The organism is Dactylosporangium sp. NPDC000555, from assembly GCF_040300025.1.
Taxonomy (GTDB): Bacteria; Actinomycetota; Actinomycetes; order Mycobacteriales; family Micromonosporaceae; genus Dactylosporangium.
In genome coordinates, this window is the sequence record NZ_JBEPDB010000018.1 from 1 (window position 1) to 12024 (window position 12024).

The following is a 12024-nucleotide window of genomic DNA, read 5'->3' on the forward strand; positions in this document are numbered from 1 at the left end:
CGCGGAGTAGGCCGGGGCCGAGGGCGGCGGCGCCGGGTAGGCCTGCACGGAAGCCGGCGGTGCGTGCATCTCCGGCCCGCGCTGCTGCGGAATCACCACCGCCGGAGTCGTCGGCGGCTCGCCGGCGACGACCACGCCCGGCGACACCACCGGTGCGGCCGAAGGCGCGGCGGGACCCGGACCGGCCGGCACCGTCGGCTCGTCCGAGCCCGGCGCGGCCGGAGCGCCCACCGGCTCGGTGTTCTCCCCGTGATACACGCAGGCACCGTACTGGATACGAGCCGTCCTCGGGTATCGCCGGACCGGCCAGGCCGGTGCTCCGCCGCCGGACGTGACACGCATCATAGGAGGCCACGGACGTGCCGGGCCGGCCCGGATCGCGCCCGTAGTGTCGCGGCCATGCTCCGCGGCCTGGACGCCCTCGTCTTCGACTTCGACGGCTTGCTCATGGACACGGAGTCCACGCTGCTGGAGTGCTGGCGGGCCGAGTGGCGCCACCACGGCCTGCGGCTGGACGAGACCAGGTTCTTCGCCGATCACGGCGGCGACGTCACCGAGCAGCGCTACGCCGAGCTCGCGGCCGCGGTCGGCCCCGGGTACGACCGCGCCACCAGCCACGCCCGCCGGGTCGCCTACCGCGACGCCCTGCACGCCGGGCTGGGCCTGGCGCCCGGGATCCGCGACTGGCTCGACCAGGCCGGCGGCCTGGGCCTGCGGCTGGCCGTGGCCAGCAGTTCGCCGCGCTCGTGGGTGGAGGACCACCTGGCCCGCACGGGCGACCTGGACCGCTTCACGGCTGCCGCGTACGGCGACGAGGTCGCCGGCCACAAGCCCGACCCGGCCGTGTACCTGCTCGCCCTGCACCGCCTCGGCGTCGCGCCGGACCGCGCGGCGGCGTTCGAGGACACCCCGCACGGCGTGGCCGCGGCGAGGGCGGCGGGCCTGCGCTGCGTCGCGATCCCCAACCGGTACGCCGACCCGTCCCGCTTCGCCGCGGCCGATCTGTTCCTGCGCGCGGCCGTGGACGCCCCGCTGGCGAAGGTCCTCAGCGCGCTGGCGTGAGCGCCCGCGGTCCGCCGGCCGGGACGTCGCCGGCAGCGTGATCCGGTGGTCAGCTCGTCGGCGAGCCGCTCCTTGACCTGTCCTCCGCGGCTTCGCGCACCGCGTGGCCGATCTCGGTGCGGTAGGCGGCGTAGGCGGCCAGGCCGCGCAGTTCGTCGGGCTCCACGCCGGCGCGCGGCAGATCGATGTCGCGGTCCAGCGCGATGCGCCCGGGCCGGCTCGTCAGCACGATCACGCGACTGCCGAGATACACGGCCTCGTCCACGCTGTGCGTGACGAACACGCAGGTCCGCCCGGTCTCCGCGCTCACCCGCCGCAGATCCTCCTGGAGGTGTTCGCGGGTCAGGGCGTCCAGGGCCGCGAACGGTTCGTCCAGCAGGAGCAGCGGATTCGGTACGGCGAGTGCGCGCGCGATGGCCACCCGCTGCTGCTGGCCGCCGGAGATCTGCCAGGTCCGGCGCCCGGCGACGTCGTGCAGCCCGACCCGGGCCAGCAGCTGCGCCACCCGCTCCGCCCGCTCCTGGCGCGGCACCCCGGCATAGCGCAGCGCCAGCTCCACGTTGCCGCCGACCGTCTTCCAGGGCAGCAGCCGCGGCGCCTGGAACACCAGTCCGGCGCCTCGGCCCGGCACGGGCTCGGCCCCGGCGACCCGGACGGATCCGGCGGCCGGCCGCTCGAACCCGGCGATCAGCCGCAGCAGGGTGCTCTTGCCGCAGCCGGATGCGCCGACGAGTACCAGGAAGGAACCGGACGGCACCTGCAAGTGGGCCTGGTCGCGGGCCGGGACCGGGTGCCCGCTGCCGGTACGATGCCGCGATGCCTTTCCGGTTCGCGGTGGACCTCGGCACCTCCAACACCGTCGCGGTCGTCGACCGCGGCGACGGCACGCCCCGCCCGCTGCTGTTCGACGGCAGCCCGCTGCTGCCCTCAGCGGTCTTCGCCGATGCCGCCGGCGCGCTGCTCGTCGGCCGTGACGCCGAGCGGCACATGTTGACCGACGCCGCGCGGTACGAGCCGAACCCCAAGGGCCGCGTCGACGAGGGCGTGATCCTGCTCGGCGACCGGGAGCTGCCCGTCGCCGAACTGCTCGCCGCCGTGCTGCGCCGGGCCGCCGCCGAGGCCGCCCAGACCGGTGTGCCCGTGCCCGGCGCGACCGTCCTCACCTGCCCCGTCGACTGGGGCAACACCCGCCGGGCGGTGCTGCTGGACGCCGCCGCGCGCGCCGGGCTCGGCCGGGTCGCGCTGGTGGACGAGCCGGTCTCCGCCGCGACGTACTGCGTGCGCGCCCTCGGCGGACGCCTGGCCCCCGGCCGCTGCGCGGTGGTCTTCGACTTCGGCGGCGGAACGCTCGACGTGACCGTCGTCGAGGCGCCCGGCCCGGCGCCCGCGGGCCTGCGCGTGCTGGCCACCGGCGGACTGGCCGACCTCGGCGGCACCGACGTCGACGCGGCGCTCGTGGGCCACCTCGGCCACCTGGTCGCCGCCGCCGACCCGGAGCTCTGGCGGCGGCTCGCCGCGCCGCGGACCGTGGCCGAGTTCCGTGACCGGCGCACGTTCTGGTCCGAGGTACGCCAGGCCAAGGAGATGCTGTCCCGGGCGTCCTCGGCGCCGATCCACGTGCCCGGCAGCGACCGCGCCACGCACCTGACCCGCGACGAGCTCGACCGCATCGCCGGCCCGCTCGTCGACCGCGCCGTCGACGAGACGCGCCGGGTCCTGCAGCGTTCGGGGGTATCGCCCGCGCGGCTGGACGCGATCGTGCTCGTCGGCGGCTCCAGCCGGCTGCCGCTGGTGGCGAGCCGGCTGCACGCCCGGTTCGGCCTCGCCCCGGTCGTGCCCGAGCAGCCCGAGCTCCCGGTCGCCTTCGGTGCCCTGCTGCTCGCCAACGGCAATGACGGCGGGGCCGGCGCGGTGCCGTCCCCGACTGCGGACCGCACGTGGACCGGCACCATCCACGGCGGTACACCCTCCCCGCCGGCCGCCGTCTCGACACCGCCCGGCGGCTTCCCGGCCACGTCCGCGGCTCCGGTCAGTGCTCTTCCGGTCAGTGCCCTTCCGGTGCAGGCCGCCGCGCCCGTGAGTGCGTTGCCCGTGGCGCCGGTCAGCGCTCAGCCCGGCGCCGCACCACCGCGGCGGGCGTCACGGCCGTCGGTCGTCATCGGGCCGGGCGTGACGCTGCAGGGCAACGTGGCCGTGTACGGCGACGCCGACCTCATGCCCGACGATGACGACGAGCCGCGGCGCGGTTCGGCCGGCCCGCACGAGCCATCCGCGCCACCCGAGCCGCGCGGGTCGCGCCGCCGTCGAGGCGGGGGGATGCTGCGCCGGCTGCGCTTCGCCGCGCTGCCGCTGCTGCCGTGGGTGCTCATCATGACGCTGACGCCCTGGGGTCGCGGCCTGTTCAACGACGGCAAGGCGAAGGTCGAGAGCCTGTTCGGCGTCGCGCCGTCGCCGAGCGTCACCACGCCGGCGCCGGCCGACGGCCCGCCCGCGAGCCCCGCGCCCTCCGCGAGCGCCCCGCCGGCGACGGCACTGCTCCAGCCGAACAGCGGCCGGGCCGGCGCCGCGGTGAGGCTGACCGCGAGCGGGTTCGGGCCGGGGGAGCGGATCGAGGTGCGCGCCGGCACCAGGACACTGACCACGCTCACCGCCGACGAGCGGGGCGGAGTCGAGGAGAGCGTGACGGTGGCCGCCGCCGGGACCAAGGCCGGCACGTCGGTCGTGGTCCAACTCGTCGGCAAGACGAGCCACCGCTCCGCGACCGCCTCCTATCGGGTGGCCTGACCGCCGGATGGCGCGCGATACTGGCCGGGTGCGTTTCCGACACCGCGCCGAGATCTGGCGCGACTTCCCCGATCTCGTCCCGGGCGTGCTGTACCTGGAGGGTGTCACCCCCGATGCCGACGTGAGCCGCGGCGTCGCCGCCCACACCGCGGCAGCGCTCGAGCGGCTCGCCGGCGGCGGGGAGAGCGCGATGCCCGAGATCCAGGCCTGGCGGCGGGCGTTCGCGGCGCAGGGCGTGCGGCCCACGCAGTACCGCTGCGCCTCGGAGTCCCTCCTGCGCCGCCTGCGCCGCGAGGGTGCCATGCCGAGCCTGCACCCGCTGGTGGACCTGTGCAACGCGGTGTCGATGGCGTACGCCGTCCCGATCGCCACGCTGGACGTCGACCGCGTGGACGGGGACCTCGAGGTCGGCTACGCGGCCGGCACCGAGACGTATGAGACGTTCGCCGGCACCGTCGAGCACCCCGACCCGCGCGAGGTCGTCTACGCCGACGGTGCCAGGTTCGCGCACGCCCGCCGCTGGACCAACCGGCAGAGCGGCCGCTCCGCGATCCGGCCGGAGACGACGCGGACGCTGATCGTGGCCGAGGCGCTGCACGAGACGGCCGGATCCGACGTACCGAAGCTGGTCGAGGCCCTGGCCGAGGCGCTGCGGGAGGCGTGGGGCGCGACCCCGGCGACGGCGATGCTCACCGCCGAGCACCCGGAGATCCAGGTGGTCTAGATCCCCTGGTCCTCGCGAGGACCAGGGGAGCCGGCGATAGGGAACGCTCAGGTGGCGGCGATGGCGCCGGTCCACAGCAGGCCGACGATGACGCCGCCGACCGCGACCCGGTAGTACACGAACGCGCCGATCGAGTGGCCGGCGACGAACTTCAGCAGCCAGGCGATGCTGGCGTACGCCACGACGAAGCTCACCGCCGTGCCGACCGCGGTGGACACCCACCCGACCGTCGCGGCGATCTCGTCGGCCCGCTGCACGCCCTCGAGCACGCCGGCCGCGGAGAGCGCGGGGATGCCCAGGAAGAACGACAGCCGGGTGGCGGTCACCCGGTCGAGGTTGCGCAGCAGGCCGGCGCTGATCGTGGCGCCGGAGCGGGACACGCCCGGCACCAGCGCGATGCACTGCGCCAGACCGACGAGCAGCGCGTCCTTCCAGCCCACGTCGGCCTCGCCGCGCTTCTGCCGGCCCAGGTACTCGGACAGGACCATGACCACGCTCCACACCACCAGCGCTCCGGCCACGAACCACAGGCTGCGCAGCGCGCCCTCGATGAGGTCCTTGAACACCAGGCCGATGACGGCGATCGGCACCGAGCCGACGATGACGTTGACCGCCATCCGCCAGTCCTGGTGCCGGCGGCCCTCGGCGCTGCGCAGCCCGCGGAACAGGCCCGCGATGAACCGGATGATGTCCTTGCGGAAGTAGATGATCGCGGCGATGATCGCGCCGACCTGGATGACCGCGGTGAACGCCGTGACACCCTTGTCGTCGATCGGAATGCCCATCAGTTTCTCGGTGATGGTCAGATGACCGGTCGAGGACACGGGGAGGAACTCCGTCACGCCCTCCACGACGCCCAGCACGATCGCTTCCCAGATCTGCAACGCCCGTTCCTCCTCGCCGTGCCCGACACGCCGCAGGCGAACATACCGGACGGAGTCGAGCGCTACTGCGGCGGCGCGGCGTCGCGGTGGTGCCGGTTTGCGTGTCCCTCGCGCAGCTCGGCGCGCAGCTCGGCCAGGTGCGCGGTGTCCTCCGGCAGGTCGAGGCGATCCAGCAGCTCCAGGGCCGGGGTGATCTCCAGCGAGCCGTAGACGTCGTGGTAGCTGTACAGCAGGCCGTTGAACACCGCCGGGCGCAGCTTCGGCACCTCCACGGCCGCGGTGTACACGGCGTGCTTGAGCTTCCACGGCACCGGCCCGCTGACCTTGAGCACCGCGGCCGCGCGCCGCAGCAGCCCGTCGCCGGCCTCCGGCAGCCGCGGTACGTCGTTGGCGAGCACCTCCGCGAACGCGTGCTCGACGGTGGCGATGTCCTCGAACCAGTCGACCCACAGCGAGTACAGCACGGCCTCGCTCGGCATCGGCTGCTCCAGATGATCGCGGATCGCCTGCCAGTGCGTCGCCCGGAGCACGTCGTCGTTCGCCGCGTTGACGAACCAGCGCAGCTCGACCGTCACCCAATAGGTGTCGAGCAGCTCGAGCAGGCCCAGGCCGAGCTCCAGCCGGTCGGCCGGGTCGAGCTCGGCGTCGTTGCGGATCTCGGGCATGATCGCGCGGGCGGCGTCGTCGGGGTCACCTTCCGTGGTCAGGTCGTGCGCGGCCAGCCACTGCCGGGTGCGTTCGCTTCGTGCGGTTTCCACGATCGACAAGTATCGCCGGTTCGCGGATTTCCCGCGCGGCTGCGCGGACCGCCGGCGTCAGAGGGGCTGGACGCCGACGGGGAGCGAACCGTGCGCGGCGTGGTCGAGCAGCATGGCGCGCATCTCCCGCGCGGCGTGCGGCAGGACCGACTCGCGGCGCTGGGCGAGGGCGATCGTGCGGTGCACCCCCGGCGCGACCAGCGGGGCCGCGCGCAGCAGCGGCCGGTTGACCAGGGCCATGCTCGGCACCAGCGCCACACCCAGGCCGGCCTCGACGAACGCGAGCACCGCGTCCATCTCGCCGCCCTCGACGGCGTACCGCGGCGTGAACCCGGCGCGGCGGCACGCCTCCAGGGTGGCGTCGCGCAGGTCGTACCCGGTGCGGAACATGACCAGCGGGGTGTCGCGCAGGTCGGCGAGGGAGATGCGCTCGGACAGCGGCGAGACCGAGGCGACCACGAGGCTCTCCCGCAGCAGCGGCACCGTCTCGAGGGCCGGGTCGGTGCCGCGCGCCGGCTCGACGATCAGTGCCAGGTCCAGCGAGTGCGCGACCAGGTCGGCCACCAGGTCCTGCGAGCCGCCCTCGTCGACGTGCAGCTCGATGTCCGGGTGCCGCGCGTGGAACTCGCGCAGCACCACCGGTACCAGCGACGTGCAGAGACTCGGCGTCGCGCCCAGGCGCACCCGGCCACGGCGCAGGCCGACCACTTCCTGGACCGCGTCGCGGGCGCTGTCGGCGTCGGCGACGACCCGGCGGGCGAGCGGCAGCAGCGTCTCGCCGGCGGTCGTGAGGAGCACGCCGCCGCGGGACCGGTCGAACAGCGGGGCGCCGAGCGCGTGCTCCAGGGTGTGAATTTGTTTACTCAGTGTAGGTTGGCTCACACCGAGTCGCTCTGCCGCCCGGGTGAAATGTCGTACTTCGGCGACAGTTACGAAGTATCGAAGCTGTTGCAACTGCACTCTCATAGCCTATGGCTATTGTGGCTGCGGCCTTCATGCATTGGACGAATCGAGCCGGACCGACCTAGCGTCGGCGGGTGTGGCGGTAATAACGGCAGAACGGACGAATCCGGCAACCCGGAGGAAGAAGACCTCGTCCGTCGCCCTGAAGATGCTCATGGCGGGCACCGGCATCCTTCTGGTGCTGTTCCTGTTCGCGCACATGGCCGGCAACCTCAAGATCTTCGTCGGCGAGGACGCGTTCGACCACTACGGACAGTGGCTGCGTGATCTCGGCGCGCCCCTGCTGCCGCGCACCGGGTTCCTCTGGCTGCAGCGCGCCGGGCTCACCGTCGCGGTGCTCGCGCACATCTTCGCAGCCGTCCTGCTGGCCCGCCGGGCCCGCGCCGCCCGCCCGGTCCGCTACGCGCACCGGCCCAAGGTGCAGGGCAGCTACGCGGCGCGCACCATGCGCTGGGGCGGCGTCATCATCCTGCTGTTCGTCGTCTTCCACATCCTCGACCTGACCACGGGCACGGTGAACCCGGTCGGCGACAAGGAGCACCCCTTCGCCAACGTGGTCGCCGACTTCGCGCCGTCGCGCTGGTACGTGACGCTGTTCTACACCCTGGCGATCGTGGCGGTCGGGTTCCACCTGCGCCACGGGATCTTCTCCGCGCTGCGCACCCTCGGCCAGCAGTCCCCGCGCGGGGAGCGGCGGGCCCAGGCCGTGGCCCTCGCGCTGTCGGTCGTGCTGGTCGCCGGCTACCTCTCCGTGCCGTTCGCCGTTCTCACCGGGTTGGTGAAGTGACATGACGTACTGGATCGAAGGCGACCCCGTCGCGGACCAGGCGGCCCCTGACGGGCCCGTCGAGACCCGCTGGGAGCGGCGGCAGTTCTCCGCCAAGCTGGTCAACCCGGCCAACAAGCGCAAGCTGACCGTCATCGTCGTGGGCACCGGCCTGGCCGGCGGGTCCGCGGCCGCCACGCTGGCCGAGGCCGGTTACAAGATCCGTTCGTACTGCTACCAGGACAGCCCCCGCCGCGCGCACTCGATCGCGGCGCAGGGCGGGATCAACGCCGCCAAGAACTACCGCAACGACGGCGACTCCGTGTACCGGCTCTTCTACGACACGGTGAAGGGCGGCGACTTCCGCGCCCGCGAGTCCAACGTGTACCGCCTTGCCCAGGTGTCGGTGAACATCATCGACCAGTGCGTGGCGCAGGGCGTGCCGTTCGCCCGCGAGTACGGCGGCCTGCTCGACAACCGCTCCTTCGGCGGCACCCAGGTCTCGCGCACCTTCTACGCCCGGGGCCAGACGGGCCAGCAGCTGCTGCTCGGCGCGTACCAGGCCCTGGAGCGGCAGGTCGCGGCCGGCAACGTGGAGATGAACGCCCGCCACGAGATGCTCGAACTGATCGTGGTGGACGGCCGGGCCCGCGGCATCGTCGTGCGTGACCTGGTCACCGGCGAGATCACCACCGACTTCGCCGACGCGGTCGTGCTCGCCTCCGGCGGCTACGGCAACGTGTTCTTCCTGTCGACCAACGCCAAGGGCTGCAACGTCACCGCGTCGTGGCGGGCGCACCGCCAGGGCGCGCTGTTCGCCAACCCGTGCTACACGCAGATCCACCCGACCTGCATCCCCGAGTCCGGCACGCACCAGAGCAAGCTCACGCTGATGAGCGAGTCGCTGCGCAACGACGGCCGGGTGTGGGTGCCGGTGCGGGCCGGCGACGACCGCGCCCCGGCCGACATCCCCGAGGACGAGCGCGACTACTACCTCGAGCGCATCTACCCGTCGTTCGGCAACCTGGTGCCGCGCGACATCGCCTCCCGCGCCGCCAAGAACGTCTGCGACGAGGGCCGGGGCGTCGGCCCCGGCGGACTCGGGGTGTACCTCGACTTCGCCGACGCGATCGCGCGCCTGGGCCGCCCGGCGGTCGAGGCCAAGTACGGCAACCTGTTCGAGATGTACGAGCGGATCACCGGCGACGACCCGTACGTCACCCCGATGCGCATCTACCCCGCCGTGCACTACACGATGGGCGGCCTGTGGGTCGACTACGACCTGCAGTCCAACATCCCCGGGCTGTTCGTCATCGGCGAGGCCAACTTCTCCGACCACGGCGCCAACCGGCTCGGCGCGTCCGCGCTCATGCAGGGCCTCGCCGACGGGTACTTCGTGCTGCCCAACACCATCAACGACTACCTGGCGGCCGGCCCCTTCCCGAAGGTCTCCGACACCGACGAGGCCGTCGTCGCGGCGCGCGGCGCGGTCGAGGAGCGCATCGCGAAGCTGCTGTCGATCGACGGCGACCGCACCGTCGACTCGTTCCACCGCGAGCTCGGCCACATTATGTGGGAGTACTGCGGCATGGAGCGCACCGAGGCGGGCCTGACGAAGGCCGTCTCGCTGATCCGGGCGCTGCGCGAGGAGTTCTGGACCCGGGTCAAGGTGCCCGGCGCCGGCGAGCAGCTCAACCAGAACCTCGAGCGCGCCGGCCGCGTCGCCGACTTCTTCGAGCTGGCCGAGCTCATGTGCGTCGACGCCCTGCACCGCGCCGAGTCGTGCGGCGGGCACTTCCGCGGCGAGAGCCAGACGCCCGACGGCGAGGCGCTGCGCCACGACGACGAGTTCTCCTACGTCGCGGCCTGGGAGTTCGCCGGCACCGGCGAGCCGCCCGTGCTGCACAAGGAGACGCTCGAGTTCGAATACGTCCACCCGACCCAGCGGAGCTACAAATAATGAACATCAAGCTGCGCGTGTGGCGCCAGGCGGGCCCGGCCGACCGTGGCCGCATGGTGACGTACGAGGTCGAGGACATCTCGCCGGACGCCTCGTTCCTGGAGATGCTCGACGTGCTCAACGAGCGCCTCATCCTGCGGGGCGAGGAGCCGATCGCGTTCGACCACGACTGCCGCGAGGGCATCTGCGGCATGTGCGGCATGATGATCAACGGCGTGGCGCACGGCCCGCTGAAGGCCACCACGACCTGCCAGCTGCACATGCGCCACTTCAAGGACGGCGAGACGATCGACGTCGAGCCGTGGCGGGCGGCGGCGTTCCCGGTCGTGCGCGACCTCGTCGTGGACCGCGGCGCGTTCGACTCGATCATCCAGTCCGGCGGCTACATCACCGCGCCCACGGGCGCGGCGCCGGACGCGCACGCCACCCCGGTCCCGAAGGCGGACGCCGACGCGGCGTTCGAGGCCGCCACCTGTATCGGCTGCGGCGCCTGCGTCGCCGCCTGCCCGAACGGCTCGGCGATGCTGTTCACCGCCGCCAAGGTCGGCCACCTCGGCCTGCTCCCACAGGGCCAGCCCGAGCGCGACCCCCGGGTGCTGAACATGGTCGCGGCGCACGACGAGGCCGGCTTCGGCGGCTGCACCAACACCGGCGAGTGCACCACGGTCTGCCCCAAGGGCATCCCGCTCACCCTGATCGGGAGACTGAACAGCGACTACCGCAAGGCGTCGACCGGCCGCCGCGGCTAGAGTACCGACTCATGCATCTGTCGGAGCTCGCCGGGCGGCGGGTGGCCGTGTGGGGCACGGGCCGGGAGGGCGTCGCCGCGATCGAGGCGATCACCCCTGTCGGCCCGGCCTCGCTGGTCGTCGTGCAGGACAAGACCACCTTCCTGGCCGCGAAGTGGGAGGGGCGGCTCGCCGAGCTGGCCCCGCTGCACGAGGGCGAGGCCATGGGCCCGGCCCTGGAGGGCGTCGAGGTCCTCGTGCGCTCGCCGGGCGTCGGCGAGTCCAACCCGTGGATCCAGCAGCTGCGCCGCCGCGGGGTTGCCATCACCGGCGGTACGTCGCTGTGGATGGCCGACCACGCCAAGCACACGATCGGCGTGACCGGCAGCAAGGGCAAGAGCACCACCACCACGCTGATCTCGCACCTGCTCACCGCGACCGGCCGCCCGAACGAGCTCGGCGGCAACATCGGCATCGCCGTGCTGTCGCTGCCGCCGGCCGAGCGCTACGTGCTCGAGCTGTCCATGTATCAGTGCGCCGACCTGCAGGACTCGCCCCGCGTCGCCGTGCTCACCTCGCTGTTCGAGGAGCACCTGGACTGGACCCGCGACGGGCTGCCGTCGCAGTACTACGCCCACAAGCTCAACCTCGCCGAGCACGGCCCGGAGTCGGTGGTCTACAACGCCACCGACCCGACCCTCGCCGCGGAGCTGGCCGCCCGCCCCGGCCTGCCGCTCGTCCCGGCCGCCACCGAGGACTCCTTCCACGTCGTGGACGGATGGGTGGTTCTCGGTGGCGACCGGCTCTTCCCACGCGACGCGTTTCCCCTCCGCGGCCGCCACAACGCCGGCAACCTGTGCGTGGCCCTCGCCGCGCTGCAGGCCGCCGGCGTCGATGTCGCTGGCGAGCGCGAGGCGATCGAGGCCGGGCTGCGCTCCTACACGCCGCTGCCGCACCGGCTCACCCCGATCGCGGACCCCTCGGGTGTGGAGTTCGTGAACGACTCGCTCTCCACCGCGCCGCAGACCACGATCCACGCCGTCGAGGCCTACGCGGGCCGCCCCCTGGCCGTCATCGTCGGCGGCCAGGACCGCGGCATCGACTACACGCCGCTGCGGGACTACCTGCGCGACAAGGCGGTGGAGCTCACCCTCGTCGCGGTGCCCGACAGCGGCGAGCACATCCTCGACGTGGTCGGCGACCTGCCCACCGTGCGCCGGGTGGTGGCCGCCGACCTGCCGGACGCGGTCCGCCTGTCCCGCGAGATCGTCCCGCCCGGCGGCGTGGTGCTGCTCTCGCCCGCGGCCCCCAGCTACGGCCGGTACGACAACTACGAGGCCCGCGCGAAGGCCTTCATCGCCGCGATCGAGGCGACGCGCGCCTCCTGAGCTCTTC

General features: G+C 73.2%; 11 protein-coding genes and 1 pseudogene. 7 read left to right on the top strand and 5 right to left on the bottom strand.

Features of this window, described 5'->3' with window-relative positions; translation table 11 throughout:
• Nucleotides 1-258: pseudogene (locus ABT297_RS14185) on the bottom strand (hypothetical protein); the annotation flags it as partial.
• A 141-nt stretch (nucleotides 259-399) separates the two neighbouring features.
• Between ABT297_RS14185 and ABT297_RS14190 the strand changes: the two are divergent.
• Nucleotides 400-1062, top strand: coding sequence for an HAD family hydrolase (locus ABT297_RS14190; protein WP_350548739.1), 663 nt, complete (start codon nucleotides 400-402; stop codon nucleotides 1060-1062).
• Nucleotides 1063-1111: 49 nt separating this feature from the next.
• On the opposite strand, the gene ABT297_RS14195 is transcribed toward ABT297_RS14190, so the two are convergent.
• Nucleotides 1112-1825, bottom strand: coding sequence for an ABC transporter ATP-binding protein (locus ABT297_RS14195; RefSeq protein WP_502885569.1), 714 nt, complete (start codon nucleotides 1823-1825; stop codon nucleotides 1112-1114).
• Nucleotides 1826-1878: 53 nt separating this feature from the next.
• On the opposite strand from ABT297_RS14195, the gene ABT297_RS14200 reads away from it, so the two are divergent.
• Nucleotides 1879-3846 (top strand): Hsp70 family protein, encoded by a 1968-nt coding sequence (locus tag ABT297_RS14200; protein WP_350548743.1) that lies wholly within the window; start codon nucleotides 1879-1881, stop codon nucleotides 3844-3846.
• Between the two features lie 28 nt (nucleotides 3847-3874).
• Nucleotides 3875-4570, top strand: coding sequence for a B3/B4 domain-containing protein (locus tag ABT297_RS14205; protein WP_350548745.1), 696 nt, complete (start codon nucleotides 3875-3877; stop codon nucleotides 4568-4570).
• Between the two features lie 47 nt (nucleotides 4571-4617).
• Here the strand turns inward: ABT297_RS14205 and ABT297_RS14210 are convergent, their stop codons facing one another.
• The 3 genes from ABT297_RS14210 to ABT297_RS14220 form a co-directional block, all read right to left on the bottom strand.
• Complete coding sequence (locus tag ABT297_RS14210) at nucleotides 4618-5454, bottom strand: undecaprenyl-diphosphate phosphatase (RefSeq protein WP_350548747.1); 837 nt, start codon at nucleotides 5452-5454, stop codon at nucleotides 4618-4620.
• Between the two features lie 62 nt (nucleotides 5455-5516).
• Nucleotides 5517-6212, bottom strand: coding sequence for a hypothetical protein (locus ABT297_RS14215; RefSeq protein ID WP_350548749.1), 696 nt, complete (start codon nucleotides 6210-6212; stop codon nucleotides 5517-5519).
• Nucleotides 6213-6269: 57 nt separating this feature from the next.
• On the bottom strand, nucleotides 6270-7178 hold the full coding sequence (locus ABT297_RS14220) for a LysR family transcriptional regulator (protein WP_350548751.1): 909 nt from the start codon (nucleotides 7176-7178) through the stop codon (nucleotides 6270-6272).
• Nucleotides 7179-7251: 73 nt separating this feature from the next.
• On the opposite strand from ABT297_RS14220, the gene ABT297_RS14225 reads away from it, so the two are divergent.
• Genes ABT297_RS14225 through murD form a run of 4 tightly spaced genes read left to right on the top strand, consistent with a single transcriptional unit; the run spans nucleotide 7252 to nucleotide 12017 of the window.
• A complete protein-coding gene (locus ABT297_RS14225) occupies nucleotides 7252-7962 on the top strand; it encodes a succinate dehydrogenase cytochrome b subunit (protein ID WP_350548753.1) in 711 nt (236 codons plus the stop codon).
• A 1-nt stretch (nucleotide 7963) separates the two neighbouring features.
• Nucleotides 7964-9901: a fumarate reductase/succinate dehydrogenase flavoprotein subunit gene (locus tag ABT297_RS14230; RefSeq protein ID WP_350548755.1), complete on the top strand. Its 1938-nt coding sequence runs from the start codon at nucleotides 7964-7966 to the stop codon at nucleotides 9899-9901.
• Nucleotides 9901-10650, top strand: a complete 750-nt coding sequence (locus tag ABT297_RS14235) for a succinate dehydrogenase/fumarate reductase iron-sulfur subunit (protein WP_350548757.1) — start codon at nucleotides 9901-9903, stop codon at nucleotides 10648-10650. Before ABT297_RS14230 ends, ABT297_RS14235 begins: the two co-directional genes overlap by 1 nt.
• An 11-nt stretch (nucleotides 10651-10661) precedes the next feature.
• Nucleotides 10662-12017 (top strand): UDP-N-acetylmuramoyl-L-alanine--D-glutamate ligase, encoded by a 1356-nt coding sequence (gene murD, locus ABT297_RS14240; protein ID WP_350548759.1) that lies wholly within the window; start codon nucleotides 10662-10664, stop codon nucleotides 12015-12017.
• Nucleotides 12018-12024: the final 7 nt, after the last annotated feature.